The organism is Methylomicrobium album BG8 (genome assembly GCF_000214275.2).
Lineage (GTDB): Bacteria > Pseudomonadota > Gammaproteobacteria > Methylococcales > Methylomonadaceae > Methylomicrobium > Methylomicrobium agile.
Genome location: NZ_CM001475.1, coordinates 1,952,663 through 1,970,019 on the forward strand (window position 1 = coordinate 1,952,663; position 17,357 = coordinate 1,970,019).

At 49.9% G+C, this 17,357-nt stretch carries 18 protein-coding genes; 17 read left to right on the plus strand and 1 reads right to left on the minus strand.

All coding sequences use genetic code 11. From position 1 onward, the window contains the following. The first annotated feature begins 7 nt into the window (after nt 1-7). The 10 genes from fliO to METAL_RS08495 all read left to right on the plus strand — a co-directional run bounded on the left by fliO (nt 8) and on the right by METAL_RS08495 (nt 9,052). A complete protein-coding gene (gene fliO, locus METAL_RS08450; RefSeq protein ID WP_245549497.1) occupies nt 8-388 on the plus strand; it encodes a flagellar biosynthetic protein FliO in 381 nt (126 codons plus the stop codon). Further along, a complete protein-coding gene (gene fliP, locus METAL_RS08455; RefSeq protein ID WP_005371410.1) occupies nt 381-1,136 on the plus strand; it encodes a flagellar type III secretion system pore protein FliP in 756 nt (251 codons plus the stop codon). Before fliO ends, fliP begins: the two co-directional genes overlap by 8 nt. Before the next feature lie 16 nt (nt 1,137-1,152). Beyond that, a complete protein-coding gene (fliQ, locus tag METAL_RS08460) occupies nt 1,153-1,422 on the plus strand; it encodes a flagellar biosynthesis protein FliQ (protein ID WP_005371411.1) in 270 nt (89 codons plus the stop codon). Between the two features lie 3 nt (nt 1,423-1,425). Beyond that, a complete protein-coding gene (gene fliR / locus METAL_RS08465; protein ID WP_005371412.1) occupies nt 1,426-2,199 on the plus strand; it encodes a flagellar biosynthetic protein FliR in 774 nt (257 codons plus the stop codon). Nucleotides 2,200-2,227: 28 nt separating this feature from the next. Beyond that, the gene (flhB, locus tag METAL_RS08470; protein WP_005371413.1) at nt 2,228-3,361 is read left to right on the plus strand and encodes a flagellar biosynthesis protein FlhB; all 1,134 of its coding nucleotides are present in this window, start codon (nt 2,228-2,230) and stop codon (nt 3,359-3,361) included. A gap of 2 nt (nt 3,362-3,363) precedes the next feature. After that, the gene (flhA, locus tag METAL_RS08475) at nt 3,364-5,460 is read left to right on the plus strand and encodes a flagellar biosynthesis protein FlhA (protein WP_005371414.1); all 2,097 of its coding nucleotides are present in this window, start codon (nt 3,364-3,366) and stop codon (nt 5,458-5,460) included. A 16-nt stretch (nt 5,461-5,476) separates the two neighbouring features. Beyond that, entirely contained in the window at nt 5,477-6,883 is a 1,407-nt protein-coding gene (gene flhF, locus METAL_RS08480; protein ID WP_005371415.1) for a flagellar biosynthesis GTPase FlhF, read from the plus strand. Nucleotides 6,884-6,923: 40 nt separating this feature from the next. Next, nucleotides 6,924-7,757, plus strand: a complete 834-nt coding sequence (locus METAL_RS08485) for a MinD/ParA family protein (RefSeq protein ID WP_005371417.1) — start codon at nt 6,924-6,926, stop codon at nt 7,755-7,757. After that, a complete protein-coding gene (locus METAL_RS08490) occupies nt 7,754-8,488 on the plus strand; it encodes an RNA polymerase sigma factor FliA (RefSeq protein WP_040578311.1) in 735 nt (244 codons plus the stop codon). Before METAL_RS08485 ends, METAL_RS08490 begins: the two co-directional genes overlap by 4 nt. A gap of 177 nt (nt 8,489-8,665) precedes the next feature. Continuing rightward, nucleotides 8,666-9,052: a DUF2802 domain-containing protein gene (locus METAL_RS08495; RefSeq protein ID WP_005371421.1), complete on the plus strand. Its 387-nt coding sequence runs from the start codon at nt 8,666-8,668 to the stop codon at nt 9,050-9,052. A gap of 49 nt (nt 9,053-9,101) precedes the next feature. Here the strand turns inward: METAL_RS08495 and METAL_RS08500 are convergent, their stop codons facing one another. Next, a complete protein-coding gene (locus METAL_RS08500) occupies nt 9,102-9,539 on the minus strand; it encodes a hypothetical protein (RefSeq protein ID WP_245549498.1) in 438 nt (145 codons plus the stop codon). A 599-nt stretch (nt 9,540-10,138) separates the two neighbouring features. Here METAL_RS08500 and METAL_RS08505 point away from each other — a divergent pair. The 7 genes from METAL_RS08505 (at nt 10,139) to METAL_RS08535 (ending at nt 17,233) form a co-directional block, all read left to right on the plus strand. Continuing rightward, nucleotides 10,139-10,528, plus strand: a complete 390-nt coding sequence (locus METAL_RS08505) for a response regulator (RefSeq protein WP_005371424.1) — start codon at nt 10,139-10,141, stop codon at nt 10,526-10,528. Nucleotides 10,529-11,356: 828 nt separating this feature from the next. After that, nucleotides 11,357-11,719: a response regulator gene (locus METAL_RS08510; RefSeq protein WP_005371426.1), complete on the plus strand. Its 363-nt coding sequence runs from the start codon at nt 11,357-11,359 to the stop codon at nt 11,717-11,719. A gap of 49 nt (nt 11,720-11,768) precedes the next feature. Further along, nucleotides 11,769-13,907 (plus strand): chemotaxis protein CheA, encoded by a 2,139-nt coding sequence (locus tag METAL_RS08515; protein ID WP_005371429.1) that lies wholly within the window; start codon nt 11,769-11,771, stop codon nt 13,905-13,907. 11 nt (nt 13,908-13,918) lie between these two features. Further along, entirely contained in the window at nt 13,919-14,428 is a 510-nt protein-coding gene (locus METAL_RS08520) for a chemotaxis protein CheW (protein WP_005371431.1), read from the plus strand. 328 nt (nt 14,429-14,756) lie between these two features. Then, nucleotides 14,757-15,122, plus strand: a complete 366-nt coding sequence (locus METAL_RS08525) for an STAS domain-containing protein (protein WP_005371432.1) — start codon at nt 14,757-14,759, stop codon at nt 15,120-15,122. A gap of 265 nt (nt 15,123-15,387) precedes the next feature. Next, complete coding sequence (gene cheD / locus METAL_RS08530) at nt 15,388-16,026, plus strand: chemoreceptor glutamine deamidase CheD (RefSeq protein ID WP_005371433.1); 639 nt, start codon at nt 15,388-15,390, stop codon at nt 16,024-16,026. A gap of 139 nt (nt 16,027-16,165) precedes the next feature. Beyond that, entirely contained in the window at nt 16,166-17,233 is a 1,068-nt protein-coding gene (locus tag METAL_RS08535) for a protein-glutamate methylesterase/protein-glutamine glutaminase (protein ID WP_005371435.1), read from the plus strand. Nucleotides 17,234-17,357: the final 124 nt, after the last annotated feature.

The window sequence follows — 17,357 nt, forward strand, 5'->3', positions numbered from 1 at the left end:
TTTTGCCTTGCCGGCGGATGTTTCAAAACCGCCTTTTCGAAGCGTCGCTTCCGCCGACCTGGTCCACTGGATTCTCGGGCTTCTGGCTGTACTGGGGATTTTTTTTCTTTGCATCTGGGTTATCGGCAAATTCAGCCGAATGGCGGCGGCCGGCGCAGAGCGAATGCGAGTGATCGGCGGACTCTCGCTGGGCATGCGGGAAAAAGTCATCCTGTTGCAGGTGGGTAGGAAACAACTGGTTCTGGGCGTTACGCCCGGCCGGATTCAGACCTTGCACGTACTGGAGGGAGATGATTGTTTGGCCGGAGAAGACGCCGCCAAAAGTTCCGTCAAGGGCGTATTTGCCCAAAAACTCATGCAAGCGATTAAATCCCGTCCCGATGCGTAGCTCTCTCGTGTTGACCGCCCTGCTCCTGGCCGCCGGTTGCCTATGGGCCGAGACGCCTGCGTTTGCGGCCGGCATCGATGCCGTCACCGTCACCACCGGCAAGCAGGGCGGCCAGACCTATAGCGTCACGATTCAGATTCTGGCGCTGATGACCTTGCTGACCGTGTTGCCGGCGTTGCTGCTGACGATGACTGCGTTTACCCGGATCGTGATTGTGCTGAGTTTACTGCGGCAGGCCCTCGGCACGGGGCAGGCGCCCAGCAATCAGGTGTTATTGGGCTTGTCTTTGTTTTTGACGATTTTCATCATGATGCCGGTACTCGAGAAAGTCAATACGGAGGCGGTACAGCCTTACCTCGAAGAAAAAATCGACGCGGCCACGGCAATTACCCAAGCTTCGGAGCCGTTCCGCCAATTTATGCTGAAGCAGACCCGTGAGGCCGATCTGGAGATGTTTATCAGAATTTCCGGTCATGCCGACTTGAATTCCATCGAAGAGGTTCCTTTTTCATTGTTGCTTTCCGCTTATGTCACGAGCGAGTTGAAAACGGCTTTTCAGATAGGGTTTCTGATTTTCCTGCCGTTCCTGATCATCGATCTTGTCGTTGCGAGTGTGTTGATGACGATGGGGATGATGATGCTGTCCCCGATGATCGTTTCGTTGCCGTTCAAAATCATGTTGTTCGTACTGGCCGATGGCTGGTCCTTGATTATGGAAATGCTGGCGGCGAGTTTTTACGTCAACTGAAATCGAAGTCAAAATTATGACGCCGGATACCATTTATGATATCAGCCAGGATGCGATGATCGTCGCAATCAAGCTGACGGCCCCCATTTTGCTGCCCTCCCTAGGGGTTGGTCTGATTATTGCTATGTTTCAGGCGGCGACCCAGATCAACGAAGCAACGCTGACCTTCGTCCCTAAATTGATCGTCATTGGGCTCGTACTGCTGATTGCCGGGCCCTGGATGCTGCAATTGTTTCTCGATTATTTTCAAGGCCTGGTAAAGGCGATTCCGCAATTGATTGGATAAGCCGTGAATTTTACCGAAGCCCAAATTTTGCATCAGGCCGCTTCATTCTTTTTGCCCATGATCCGCATCGGCGCGATGTTTACGGCGGTTCCTCTGTTCAGTTTGCAGGCCGTACCGGCCCGGGCGCGGTTGATTCTTACGGCGGCGATGACGTTTGTCGTCATGCCGTTATTGCCGGGGGCGCCTGCCGTCGACATGCTGAGTTATGAAGGCATGCTGATCATCGTCCAGCAGGTTGTGATCGGCCTGGCGATCGGTTTTATCGTGCAGATGGTTTTTTCCGCGCTTTCGTTTGCGGGGCAAAGTGTCGCGTTGAGCATGGGTCTGGGATTCGCTTCCATGGTGGATCCTCAAAATGGCCAGCAAGCGCCGCTCGTCTCGCAGCTTTACACGATGACCGGGACTTTGGTGTTTCTCAGCCTGGATGGCCATTTGCTGTTGATCAAAATGCTGCTGGACAGTTTTGCCAGTCTGCCGATTGGACCCGACGGCCTTGCCAAGGCCGACCTTTGGGCGATCATCGCCTGGAGCAGCCGCATGTTTGCGGGCGGCGTATTATTGGCGATGCCCCTCATCGTCAGTCTGCTGCTGGTCAATATCGGCTTCGGAGTGGCGACGCGCGCCGCTCCGCAGCTGAATATTTTTTCAGTGGGCTTTCCGGTAACGCTGATGTTGGGGCTGGCGTTGATCTGGCTGACTTTTCCCAATGTATTGGGGCAACTTTCCGGTCTTTTGACCGGCGCCTATGAGCTGATCGAACAGTTGTTGAGGCTGTGAGATTTATTGTCGGTGAAGATTGTGCGTCATGGCTGAAGATTCAGATCAGGAAAAAACCGAAGAACCCACCAGCAAGCGTCTTGAAGACGCCCGAAAACAAGGCCAGATCGCCCGTTCCCGCGAACTGAATACCTTCGCCATGCTGATCGCCAGCGCCATTCTCCTGCTGATGACGGGAGGGCGCATGGGCAATGGATTGTTGAGCCTCATGCGGGAGCAGTTTCAACTCAAACGGGAAGTCATTTTCGATCCTTTAAGTCCCGTTATCCGGTTCAAGCAGGCCATGCTGGACGGTTTGTCGTTGATCGCTCCTTTTATCGCGGTGATGGTTGCCGTCGCGGTGATTGCTCCCCTGGCGCTGGGCGGGTGGATTTTCAGCTGGGAATCGATTGCGCCCAAGCTGGAAAAGCTCGATCCGCTCAAAGGCCTTGCCAGGCTGTTTTCCCTGAGGGGACTGATTGAACTGCTCAAGGCCCTGTTGAAATTCCTATTGATCTTGGCCGCCGCTTTTTTATTGTATCGGCATTTCATCGGCGAACTGATCGGGCTGGGCGTGGAACCGGTCGATCAGTCCATTCTCCATGCGCTGCATATTGTGGGGATCTGCTTTCTCGTGCTCAGCGCTTCGCTGATCGTGGTGGTGATGATCGACGTACCCTATCAGTTATGGGACCACAACCGCAAATTGAAAATGACGCTGCAGGAAATCAAGGATGAAATGAAGGAAACCGAAGGAAAGCCGGAAGTGAAGGGACGGCAGCGCCGGATTCAGATGGAAATGGCGCAGAATCGGATGATGGCGGAAGTGCCGAAAGCCGACGTGGTGGTTACCAACCCGACGCATTACGCGGTGGCGTTGAAATACGACATGGATTCCAAGGGGGCGCCTATACTGGTAGCGAAAGGCGCCGATTTGATGGCCGCCCAGATTCGATCGTTGGCGGTCGGCGCCAATGTGCCCCTGGTTTCGGCTCCGCCTCTGGCGAGAGCGCTGTATTATTCGACCGACGTCGACCGGGAGATACCGCAAGGGCTTTATGTAGCGGTGGCGCAGGTGCTGGCTTATGTTTATCAATTAAAAATGGCCAGGGAAAATCATTGGAACGAGCCCCGCCCGCCTGTCAATATTCAAGTCCCTGACGAGTTCAAACAAGATAGATAAGTATGGAATTAAGTAAAATTACTTCGGCCGTCAAATTTTTAGGCAAGGCGGAGCTGGGGGCACCGATCGTCATCATGATGATCCTGGCGATGATCATGTTGCCGTTGCCGGCGTTTTTGCTGGATTTGCTGTTCACCTTCAACATCGCCTTCTCGCTGATCATTCTGCTGGTGGTCGTCTATACCCTCAAGCCGCTGGAGTTTGCGGCTTTCCCGACGGTGATTCTGTTGGCGACATTATTGCGCCTGGCGTTGAACGTGGCTTCGACCCGGATCGTCCTGCTGGAAGGGCATAACGGCGGAGACGCGGCGGGCAAGGTGATCGAGGCCTTCGGCGCCTTCGTGATCGGCGGCAACTTTGCGGTGGGTCTGGTCGTTTTTTCCATTCTGGTCGTGATCAATTTCGTCGTCGTGACCAAAGGCGCAGGACGGGTCGCGGAAGTCGGCGCACGGTTTACGCTGGATGCGATGCCGGGCAAGCAGATGGCGATCGACGCGGACCTGAATGCCGGCTTGATCACTCAGGATGAGGCGCGCGCCCGCCGGGCCGAAGTTGCGACCGAAGCCGACTTTTACGGTTCGATGGACGGCGCCAGCAAATTCGTCCGCGGTGATGCGGTGGCGGGTATCCTCATTTTGTTCATCAACATGATCGGCGGTATGGCGATCGGCGTCGGTCAGCACGGCATGAGTTTTGCCGATGCCGGGAAGATTTACACCTTATTGACCATCGGCGACGGCCTAGTCGCCCAGATTCCTTCCTTGCTGCTCTCGACCGCTTCGGCGATCGTGGTGACCAAAGTCGGCAGCACCAGCCAGAATCTCGGTCAGCAAGTCAGCACGCAGCTTTTCGAAAATCCGAAAGCCCTGCTGATTACGTCAGGAGTCATCGCGGCGCTGGGCATCATTCCAGGCATGCCGAATCTGGTTTTTATTTTGCTGGCTTCGCTGCTGGCGGGTTCCGCTTATTTGATCGATAAACGGCGCAAGCAAGGCGAGATGGTGGATGAAAATTATCCGGTGGACATGTCGGCTCCCATTGTGCCCGAAGTGAAGGAACTGGGGTGGGATGATGTCATGCCGATCGATATCGTGGGCCTGGAGGTCGGTTATCGGCTCATTCCCCTGGTCGATAAGAATCAGGGGGGGCAGTTGATGGCGCGCATCAAGGGGGTACGCAAAAAACTCTCGCAGGAACTCGGCTTTTTGGTTCCATCCGTGCACATACGCGATAATCTGGATCTGAATCCCGCCGAGTACAGGATTTCATTGATGGGCGTTACGGTGGGGGAGGCCGAAATCATGCCCGACCTGGAAATGGCGATCAATCCGGGGCGCGTATTCGGAACGCTGGAAGGCAAAGCCTGCCGCGATCCTTCTTTCGGCCTGGAAGCGGTCTGGATAGAGCCGGCCCAGAAAAATTATGCCCAAACACTGGGTTATACCGTGGTGGATCCCAGCACCGTGGTCGCTACGCATCTCAGCTATCTGCTTCAGGTTCATGCCCATAAATTGTTCGGCTACGAGGAAGCGCAGAAAGTCCTTGAAAACTTGGCGAAGACGGCGCCGAAGCTGGTCGATGATCTGGTGCCGAAGATTCTGCCTTTGGGCCTGATCGTCAAGGTTCTGCAGAATTTGCTGCAGGAGCGCGTGCCCATCCGCGATATGCGTACGATTGCCGAAACTTTGGCGGAATACGGGGTCAAGAGTCAAGATCCCGACATCTTGACGTCAGCGGTTCGTGCTTCGTTAGGTCGGTTGATCATCCATGAAATCAATGGGATACAGCAGGAATTGTCGGTCATGACCCTGGAGTACGATCTGGAACAGTTATTGCATAAATCTTTGCAAACCGCAGGCGAACAGGGTGCCGGCATCGAACCGGGTCTGGCGGAAAAAATGCACAGGTCGTTACAGGAAAATACCCAAAAAATGGAAATGGAGGGGCAAGCTCCGGTCTTGCTGGTCTCTTCCTACGTGCGTCCCTGGCTGGCCAGATTCGTCCGCCATTCGATTTCCGGCCTGCACGTTCTGGCTTATAACGAAATACCGCCGGACCGACAAATCAAAGTGGTTTCAACCATAGGGCGATGGACATGAGGAATGAGGCAACGCTATGAAAATCAAACGTTTTTTTGCGCCGGATATACGCCAGGCGATGCGCATGGTCAAAGAAGAACTGGGCGCGGACGCGGTGATCATGTCGAACAAATCCGTTGACGGCGGCATTGAAATCGTTGCGGCGCGCGATTTTGACGAACAATTGATTCAAAACAAGCTGGTGGAACAATCCAGCGAGCCGTTACCGGCAGCATCGAATAGAACGTCTCCTCGTCAAACACCGGGTTTACAGGCCGAAACGAATCGTTTCAATAGTTTGAGTAACGGTGAAAAAAGCAGCCGCGGAGGCATGATGCCGAATCGCATCCCGCAGGCCGCGGCTGATCAGTTTGTCGGCTATGCTGAAAAAATGCAGTTCCGTCGCCAAGAAAACGTGCCGCCGGTAAAAGAAACCAAACCGGCTCCGGCGGCTGTCGTTCATCCCTTTGAGAAAGAAAAACCGGTCGAGAAGGCCGGGGCGGCGGAAACGATGCCATCCACACTCCCGGATAAACTGCTGCTGGAAATGTTCAGGGATCTTAAATCCTTGAAAGCCGCTTTCGACAGCAAAATAGCGGACACAGGCGTTGCCGGTTTTGCGCAAGCCAATCCGGTCCGGGCTCATCTGTTGCAGCAATTGGCCAAGATGGGCATTTCCAAAAAAACGAGCGTGAATGTCGCCAATCGGCTGAACAGTTATGCCAATATCGATCTGGCTTTTGCGGAAGCTCAGGAATTGATGGCGGAAATGCTGCCCATCGCTCAAGACAATCTATTGGACATAGGCGGAGTCGTGGCGCTGATCGGGCCCACCGGCGTCGGCAAAACGACGACCATCGCCAAGCTGGCCGCCAAATTCATTTTGAAGCATGGTCCGTCGCAGGTCGCCTTGATCACTACCGATAATTATCGGATCGGCGCTCACGAGCAGATCAATACCTATGGACGTATTCTCGGTGTGCCGGTTCGGGTGGCGTCCAACAGCGAGGAATTGCGGAACCTTATCCTCGGCCTGGCCGACAGGCGCCTGATTCTGATCGATACGGCCGGCATGAGCCAGCGGGATATGAAGCTGGTGGAGCAGATCAATATGCTGCGGCAAAGCGTTTTCTCGATTAAAGCTTATCTGGTGATGTCGGCCGCCTCCGAATACCGGGTTATGAATGAAATCATCAATGCCTTCCGGTTTTTCGAGCCGCAGGCCTGCATCCTGACGAAGCTCGACGAGGCCGTTACCGCCGGTCCGGCGCTTTCCGCGCTGATAGAGCAGGATCTGCCGGTATCGTTTATTACGAATGGACAGCGCGTTCCCGAAGATATGTTTATCCCTGTGGCCAGAACGCTTATCGGCCAATGTGCGGCCGAATCGAAAGAGGATAACGGCATCGGCGATTTTGAAAATTACGAAATGTTTGTAGCGTAAAATCATGCAGCATCATGATCAAGCTCAAGGGATTAGAAATATGAAAAGCGTTAAGCCTGTCAAGGTCATTGCGGTCGCCAGCGGAAAGGGAGGGGTAGGTAAAACCAACGTGTCGGTGAATGTCGCGGTTGCTCTTGCCAAAAAAGGCCGCCGCGTTGCCTTGCTCGATGCCGATATGGGGCTGGCCAACGTCGATATTTTGCTGGGCATTTACCCGAAATTCAATCTGGCTCACGTTCTGTCCGGAGAGAAATCTATGAGTGAGATCATGATGGAAGGTCCTTTGGGCTTGAAAGTCATTCCGGGAGCTTCCGGTATTCAGAAAATGTCGGAGCTTACCACTATGGAACAGGCTGCGCTGATCCGGGCGTTCAGCGAGATCGATCAGGAGATGGATGTGCTGATCGTGGATACGGCGGCCGGCATTTCGGCGAGCGTGGTAAACTTTGTGCGCGCCTGCCAGGAGGTCATGGTGGTGATTTGCGATGAACCTACCTCTCTGACCGATGCCTATGCGTTTATCAAGCTGCTGAACAGAGACTATACGGTCAGTGATTTTAATGTCATCGCCAACATGGTCCAAACCGGGGAGCAAGGCAGAAAGTTATTTCAGAAATTATGTAAAGTTACCGACGCCTATCTGGACGTTAACCTGCAGTTTATCGGCAGCATACCCTACGACTTGACTTTGCGTAAATCGGTCCAGCAGCAAAGCCCGGTGGTATTGGAATATCCCAAGAGCGACATCTCCCTCGCAATCACGGAAATCGCCGAAAAAATCGATGCCTTGCCGGTAAAGTATCAGGCGGGCGGCTATCTCGAGTTTTTCATTGAACGAATGGTTCAATACAGTTCCCGCAAGGATTATGTATGAGCGGAGTCGCCATGTACAGTGCGGTTCAGACCGGCGGCATCGATGAGCACGTCATGCAATATGCGCCGCTGGTCAGGCGAATCGCCCAGCACTTGCTGAACCGGCTGACCGATGCCGTGCAGCTCGATGATCTGGTTCAGGCCGGGATGCTGGGATTGCTGGACGCCATTAAAAACTACGACATCGGCCAAGGCGCCAGTTTTGAAACCTATGCCGGGATACGTATTCGCGGAGCGATGCTGGATGAGGTGAGGCGTTCCGACTGGACGCCGCGTTCGGTGCATAAAAAATGGCGGCTGGTGACGGACGCTATCCGTGTGATTGAAAATAAGACAGGACGGGAAGCCAGGGCGGAGGAGATTGCCGAATTTTTAGGGATCTCTCTCGAAGAGTATCATCGCATACTTGAAGACTCCAGTAGCTGCCGCATCTTCAGTATCGAAGAATTGGCCGAGTCCGGCGATCATTATCTTGACGAGGCGGCGAGCTTTGGCGAGGCAACCTTTGAGGATGTGAGCCGGGCGGGGCTGCGAAAGGCTCTGGCCGAAGCCATCTCGGGACTGCCCGAGCGCGAACGGCTCGTGTTGTCGCTCTATTATGGCGAAGAGCTGAATCTGCGCGAGATTGGGGATGTGTTGAATGTCAGCGAATCGAGGGTGAGCCAGATCAGTTCGCAAGCGGTGTTGAGATTGCGTTCCAGAATGAAAGGCTGGCTGGAACCAAGCCGGTAAAATTTTTCTGCGTTATAATCTTCCGTTCGATGCCTTTCTTCGGCTTTGTTCGGACGATAAAGGAAACGGATGGACAGTGGAAAATTCATTTCGGCACAGTCCGTAAGACATGAATGAGAAACTGTAAAATCCGGAAAAAGCGTTCGGCTCACTCTCTCCAGGAAATGAAATTGATCGATGGCTAATTTGTTTTTGATCGTCCTTGCTCATGTTACGGTAACGGCCGTGGTTATGCTGTTATGGCTGGCGCGTACTTATATGAAACTGAAGGGCGAATTGCAGGTATTGAAAAATAGCGTTCAAAAAAACGATCAATATTTAGCCGGGTTGAGTTCGTCCGCACGGGCGGCGGACAGCCGGCTGGCGTTTATCGATGAACAATTGAAAGGGTTATCGGCAAAGCTTTCGGCTTTTCAGCAAAATGAGCAATCGGCAAATCCCTATAACGCCATCATTCAGAAAATTCGCCATGGCGCGAGTGTGGAAGAGCTGATGCGCGATTGTAGCTTGTGCAGGGACGAGGCCGTGTTATTGATGCGTCTGCACGGATCAGGACCGGGTTGAAGCTTGCGGGTTATTTCCGTGTTAGGAACGAAACAAGACTTTGTCGGACTCAGAAGAGTTCTATATTGTCCGACTCGCCTTCCTGGAAGGCGGTCTTTGCGGCAATCGCTTCATCGACCGATTTGCCTTGAAGAATGGCGTCAAACATCACTTTTTCGGATTCCATCGTAAATCTGGATCTTATCTCTCCTTGAAGTTCTCGCCATGCATCAGGATTATAGAGGTGTTCCGGACTTCCAACGAGATTGGACAATCCTCTCAGATTCGAGGTGACATGATGCAGGCACTGCTGCATGCGGTCGTAAAACTGAAACGCAACGATGGCGGCTTGAATCTTTTCCTGGGTCTTCGAACAGCAAGTTAAAGCCAGTTCCCTCTCATTGGAATCGACAAGAGCCAAAAGATGCTGGTTCATCGCCTGCATACTTTCTACAATTTCGGTGAACGAATCGGTCAGTGTATCGACTGCCGAGTCGCCTTCCTGCATGATCACGTCTACCTGCGCGGCTGACAATGTCAACAATTTGACGGTTTCTCGGACCTGGCTCCAATCAAGATCGGGGCTTTTCGAATCGGAATGAGTCAATTATTTCACCATGCAGGAACTAACTGCCAAATAAGGGTTGCAAAATCGCCAAGATTTTTTCGATCGATGGAAAATATTAGACATTTTCATATTCCGAGCTAAAAAACGAGGTGCCTAATTTTACATAAGAAATATAGTGTCGGCAAATTACACAGGATAAGCAGGGTAGTGCTCTCTCGATAAAAATTGTGAGTTCCCGGACAGCCGGAAGGAGGTGTTTATTTTGGCCTTAATTTTTTGGATTTGAGAAGCCGTTATCATTATCCGGACGCGAAAGATGTAGGGAAGGCATTTTACCCATGCCAATTTATTCGTTTTTGCTATTATTAGAGTGCGAGCAGGGAAGAAAATGCTTTAAAAGCTTGATTGGCTTGAGTTGCGTGGCGTTTTGAAGCCTTTTTTCTTCCTTTCAGTCAATAGTGCTTAGCAGATTTTCTATTGATTTTGCCTAATTTTGTTGAGCACGTGGAAATTTATAGCTCTTGTTTTTTGGAACAACGATGGACTTAACGAACGAATTACTTCAGAACAAAATCTTGGTTGTCGATGACGCCTTATCTATGCGCAGCATGACCAAAGCCGTTTTACGGGATGCCGGTTTTGCGCATGTTTTTGATGTGCCCGATGGGGAAGAAGCGCTCAAATTGATGAAAAGGATAAAAGTTAATCTGGTAGTTTGTGATTGGAACATGCCGGGAATGAGCGGATTGGATTTGTTCAAAGCTGTAAAGGCAGAGCCTAAACTGGCAAGTACGCCTTTTATTATGCTCACTTCGTCGTCGGAAGGCAGCAAAGTCAAAGAAGCCATCGAGGCGGGCATAACGGCTTATATTATAAAACCTTATAAACCCGCCGATTTAATAAAGAAAATTGGCACTATGCTGTCATGATTATGCAAGCATGGGCCGCTGATGATTCAAATGAATCATCAGAGGTTTAACCCATGTCCTTATACACAAGCCCGTCATTCCGGCAGGGATTGCCGGAATCCAGGCTACAGGGACGTTAAGCCTGCCATCCCTGGATACCCGTTTCCCGGCGGGTATGACGGCATTTATGTATAAGGGCATGGGTTTAACCTGATCAATAAGGGCGTGAAATGGTTTTGTAACCTGAATCGGGATAAGCCATTACCTCTGAGGCAGCGGATTGACTTTGATAAATGAGAGCATGGGGTTGTTGTTTCTTATCCCGAACTCAAACTTCAAGTAGGGTACGCTCGACTGCAGGGATGTACGCTCCCAGGATCTGAGCGGGGCAGGATTTATAACGCCGTCCCCACTGTTTGAAAACTCTCCGCCAACACAAAATCCTCCTCCCTGCTTGTCCCGCTTCAAACGTTACGGACGGGATAAATATCCCGTCCGGCATCCCACCGTAGGGTACGCTGTGCGTACCATTGATGTGCGGGGGAAGGTACGCACAGCGTACCCTACGAAGCGGTCCATAAGTACCTGCCGCTCGTTCAGTTTTTCGGTGCCACCTCCTTTTGAATAGGTGTCCGGTTTTTGTTGACCATTACACCGCAATCCCGACAAGTACCGTTTTGTTCCCGCTCCAGATTATCTGACTCGCAAAGCTCTTGCTTTGGCTATTCACTTTCCTTTTCAATTCGCAAAATCCAACAAAAAAATTTTTTTTACTATACTTTCAGGAAACGATTGACGTTTTGCTGCTATTGACCCGATTTTGCTTTAAGTACAACAATGGAGAAAACAATGGCAAGTATTCTTGCAGTTGACGATTCAGCCTCTATGAGAAAAATGGTCGCCTTTACTCTTAAAGGCGCTGGCTATGAAGTCGAAGAGGCTGTAGATGGGGTTGATGCATTGACAAAAGCCCAAATCAAGAAATTTGATTGCATCGTCACCGATGTCAATATGCCGAATAAGGACGGTATTGCCCTCATCAGAGATTTGAGATCATTGCCCGATTATAAATACATACCCATGCTGATGCTGACGACAGAGTCCGGGATTGAAAAAAAACAAGAAGGCAAGGCGGCCGGAGCGACGGGATGGATCGTCAAACCATTTGATCCGGAACAGTTATTAAGGACATTAAAAAAGGTTCTTGGCTAATTTATAGTCAAGGTAATGACTCAAATTCTCGTATTACACAGGTAAGCCTATGTCTATCGATATGTCTCAATTCCATCAGGTCTTTTTTGAAGAATGTTTCGAAGGACTGGATGCGATGGAATCCGGGTTGTTAAACCTCGATACGGGAGATATAGATGCGGAAATGATTAATACCATTTTCCGGGGTGCGCATTCGATCAAGGGCGGAAGCGGTACATTCGGATTTCACGATGTGGCTGATTTTACCCATGTGATGGAAACCTTACTTGACGAGATGCGCGACGGGCGAAGGAAAGTGACTCAACCCGCGGTCGATGTTTTGTTAGGTTCGGTGGATTGTCTGAGAACCATGCTGACTTCAATTCAGGAAGGAGAAAGCGTAGATCGGGTTGCGGTAGAAAAATATAAACTTGCCCTGGAAATTCAACTGAACGGCGCGGCAGGGGGGGCTCCGGCTACTGAGCCTCCATCTTCCCGGCCTGAGTCCGGAAATGCGGATGATGAGGCTGTCGCATCCGAAGCCTGCGAAATGCCGGAGCAAGGCTGGAAGATAGCCTTTTGCCCTTACCTTGACCTGCTTAAAACCGGGAACGATCCGGTGAGGATATTTCGCGAGCTCGCCGAGTTGGGCGACTATTCCGTATCGGTCAATACGCGGGATGTGCCGGGGCTTTTTGAGCTGGACCCGGAGGATTGCAATCTTTCCTGGACACTGCAGATAAAAGGCGACATCTCTTTTCAGGAAGTCAATGAGGTCTTTTCCTGGGTTGAGGGGGACTGCGAACTCGACATTCAGCCTTTGACAAAGCCTGGCAAAACGGTTCCGCCAGTAAAAAAAATCGAGCCGGAGCCGGTTCCGCCCGAAACCGGCGCTCCGAAAACGGAATTGGGCGAAGCCGAAGCAAAAACCGGGACGGGCAATCCGGAAAGCACCAAACAGAGCGTCTCCCAGCCTGATAATGATCAAACCAAATCGCCCAAGTCTTCCAATTCCAATTCCAGTTCAATTCGTGTCGATACCGCAAAAATTGACGCCTTGATCGATTTGGTGGGCGAAGTCGTCATAACGCAATCCATGCTGGGCCTGATCAGTGAAAATTTTACCATGGATCAGTTGGAACAGCTGAAAAGGGGCCTTTCACAGCTCGAACGCCATACCCGGGACATGCAGCAAAGCGTCATGAACATACGGATGCTGCCCATTAGTTTCGTATTTAGCCGATTTCCCCGGCTGGTCCATGATATCGGTGCCAAGCTAGGCAAAAAAATCGAGTTGAAATTAGTGGGGGAAAACACCGAGGTGGATAAGGCCGTCGTTGAATTGATCAATGACCCGTTGGTGCATTTAATCAGGAACAGCCTGGATCACGGCATAGAAATGCCGGTGGACCGGCTGGTTGCAGGCAAGTCCGAAATCGGTACGATAGAACTGAATGCTTATCACCGGGGCGGCCATATCGTTATCGAGATCAGCGATGACGGAAGGGGATTGGATAGAAATAAATTGATCGCCAAGGCTGTCGAGAAAGGGTTGATTGCTGAAAATAGCCAGTTGAGCGACAAACAGGCTTTTGAATTGATCTTCATGCCGGGTTTTTCAACCGCAGAAAGTATTACCGATATTTCCGGCCGCGGTGTCGGCATGGATGTCGTAAGAAAGAACATTCAGGCCTTGGGAGGAAATGTCGATATCATTTCCGAACTTGGAAAAGGTACGACGATTTCCATTCATCTGCCGTTGACTTTGGCCATTATTGACGGCCAGTCCGTTGCCGTGGGCGATGAAATCTATATTGTGCCTTTGGTTTCAATTATCGAATCAATCAATGTCACCGAAAAAATGCTTAATACGATAGCCGGTAAAGGCGAGGCATTCAAACTGCGGAATCAATACATTCCGATCATCAGAATGCACGAGGTATTCAATGTTCCGCTCAAAGACAAGTCCAAGCCATCCGAGGGAGTCATTGTTGTGGTAGAAAGGCAAGGCGCGTTATGCGGCCTGTTTGTCGACGAATTATTGGGACCGCAACAGGTGGTCGTTAAATCATTGGAAGCGAATTACCGCAGAGTGGAAGGCATTTCAGGCGCTACCATTCTTGGCGACGGTTCGGTCGCTTTGATTCTTGACGTTCCGGGTTTGGTAAGGTATTCCAATCGTCAGGCGCAGATACCTTCGGCGGCTTAGCGAGAGCGGATATGGCACAAGAGATAGAAAATAGTTCGGAGCAGAACCGTTATCACAAGGAAATCGACGCGGTCCAGTACTTGAGTTTTACGATGGAAAATGAAGAATACGGGGTGGATATTCTTCGTGTCCAGGAAATTCGCAGTTGGGAGCCGGTTTCCCGAGTGCCTAATGTTCCTTATTATGAGAAAGGCGTGGTGAATTTGCGCGGATCGATCGTACCGATTATCGACTTGAGAGAGCGATTCGACTTGAAGTTTACCGAATACACTTCACTGACCGTTGTCGTTGTGCTACAAACCCGAGACGGTAATAGAACAAGGACCATGGGGGTGGTGGTTGATGCCGTATCGGATGTCATTACCATAGACAAAAACAAAATTCAGAAAGCGCCTGATTTTGGTTCGAAAGTCAGCAACGAATTCATCACCGGCCTGACATCGGTCAATGAGCGTATGGTGATTTTGCTGGATGTGGATAAACTACTCAAACTGGAAGAACTGGAAAATTATAATAATTAGCAGCCGAGGGTTTTGTCTCTTTCCCTGACATTGAATATATTTAAATATCAGCAGATGACTAAGTAATAATAATTGTATTCTTAAATCCAGTATTTTATGGAAGATGGCTAGTAGCCTAAAGAAGGGATGCGGGATGGATATTCTTATAACCTTAAACACATATCCTTATACCCAAGTCCGTCATTCCGGCAGGGATTGCCGGAATCCAGACTACAGGGATGTTTTGAGCCTGCCTCCCTGGCGCTGGATACCCGCTTCCCGGCGGATATGACGGCATTTATGTATAAGGGTGTGCCTTAAACAGGAAAACGCGAGTAATTTTCTAAAGATGACTGCCGAAAACGATATGAACTCAATGACGGATGTGCAGGAAGACCAGAGTTTTAACTCAGATACGGAGTGCGAGGATGCCGGGCCGCGTATCAATTTGGATACCGTCTTAAGTATTCAGAATATTACTAAATTACATGAAAGAATTAAAAATTCCTTTGCGGTGCATGATTCGATTGAGATTAATGCCTCTCAGGTGGCCTCGATTGATACGGCGGCCTTGCAACTGTTAGTCGCGTTAAAAAAAGAAGCCGGTAAACGGCAAAAAAATATTCTAGTTACCGAGCCGTCCCCACGATTCATAGAATCCGCAGACCTGCTGGGATTATCGGACGTGTTGGAGCTCAATGGTTTTGCGCAATAAATAGGTGACATCGGGAAGCTGTGAAGAGCATTCGGGTTATGTTCTTATTTGCGCGGGTCATGTTCGTATTAATTAATAAAGCATAGAGTGCTGTTTGTTGTTAGCGACTGGACTCGGTATTCTTTAAGGCTAAAGGCACATGGGCTTAAATCTAATTTTTCAGGAATTGGTCAGCAGCTATTTATTGGACATTCAGAATCCTCAAATTCGCTCTTAGGGCTTTGAATAGATTACATATACTATTTATGGGAAGATTAAGTAACTGATGAATGCGCACATTAAGATTAGTAGGCCGTCGATTGCGGGGTTTGAGCGTCTTAATCGATATTGGGATAAAGACCGGGAAATCATAGCGATTAAGATTCTCCCTGGAGAATACTATGTGACGCAAGAAGACGAGATGATTACCACGGTATTGGGATCATGCGTATCGGCTTGTATCAGAGATAAAGAATTGGGCATTGGCGGTATGAATCATTTTATGCTGCCGGAAGGAAACTACGGCCCGATAAAAAAGAGTAATGAATCTATTATAGGGGCTTCTACGCGTTACGGAAACTATGCTATGGAACATTTGATCAATACCATATTGAGCAATGGCGGTAAACGTAAAAATCTGGAAGTAAAAGTATTCGGAGGCGGAAAAATCATTCCGACTCTAACCGATATTGGAATCAAAAATATCAATTTTGTTCTGGATTATCTCGATCAGGAAGGATTGAGATTGCTATCTCAGGATTTGGGTGATATTTATCCTCGAAAAATAATTTATTTTCCGAAAACGGGAAAAGCGGCAATGAAAAAAATAAGAGAATTGCATAACGATACGGTTCTCCAAAGAGAACGCCAATATTTTAATAGCCTTAAAGATATCCCGGTTGCCGGCGAAATTGAACTTTTTTGATTGAAGTCCCCTTATAGTAAAGTATAGAGCAAGAGATTCATCGTCGATCTGCCGCAAGACCGATAGAGTCTAAGTAAACCGGAATGTAGTAGCCAAGCGCGTATGCGGGGCGACATGTAATTTGATAAAGAAATAATGCATGAATAAAGTACGGGTATTAATCATCGATGACTCTTTGTTAATCAGAAGACTATTGACTGAGATTTTTAACTCATCGCCCGATATCGAAGTGGTCGGTACTGCGGCCAACCCCTATATTGCCAGGGATATGATCAAGCAGCTCAATCCCGATGTGCTGACTTTGGATATCGAAATGCCGGAGATGGACGGCATTACTTTTCTGAAAAATTTGATGCGTTTGCGGCCGACGCCGGTGGTAATGATTTCGACTCTCACAGAAAGAGGAGCGGACATTACGTTGGAAGCGCTTTCCTTGGGAGCTGTTGATTTTGTCCCCAAGCCTAAAGTGGATGTTGCCAATACCTTGAACAATTATGCGGAAGAGATTATTGGCAAGGTCAAAATGGCGGCATTGGCCAATATTAGAAATTTCGACAATAGAGGATTGAAATCGGGCGATATCGAAAAAATACCCGGCCAACTCAAGGAAAAACCGTATCCTGTAAAAAAAAGCTACGCAGCCTCCAATAAGATTATCGCCCTGGGAGCGTCCACGGGAGGAACCGAGGCGATTAAATCGGTCGTCAAGGGGTTTCCGGCAGACACCCCGGCTGTCGTCATTACGCAACATCTTCCTTTGGCTTTCAGCGAGTCATTTGCCAGGCATATTGACTTTGTGACTGAAATGACAACCTGCATTCCAAAGCACGGCCAGATCGTGGAAGCCGGCCATATCTATTTGGCTCCCGGAGACAGGCATATGAAAGTGATGAAGGAGGGTGCCCGTTTGGTGATCCACTTGTATGATGGGGAGTACGTTAATCGTCATAAACCAGCTGTCGATGTCATGTTCAGCTCTCTTGCCCGTAGCGTCGGCACAAATGCAATAGCCGTTTTATTGACCGGTATGGGGGTTGACGGGGCCAAAGGGATGAGTGAGATGCATGATGCCGGGGCAATCACTGTTATTCAGGATGAACGGACCAGCATCGTATGGGGTATGCCCGGAGCGGCTTATAAAATGGGATGCGTCGATCATGTTGTGCCACTCCATGGAATTGCCAGTAAAATACTCTCCCTCATCTGAGAAATTCTTCTTGGAATGCAATCAATAAAGCAATTCAAGCTCTCTGATTTTCTTCGGAAGGTTTCTTAGTGGTAGAAATTTTCTCTGGACGGCAAGTTCATTGAATGTCGAGATGGCTAAATTG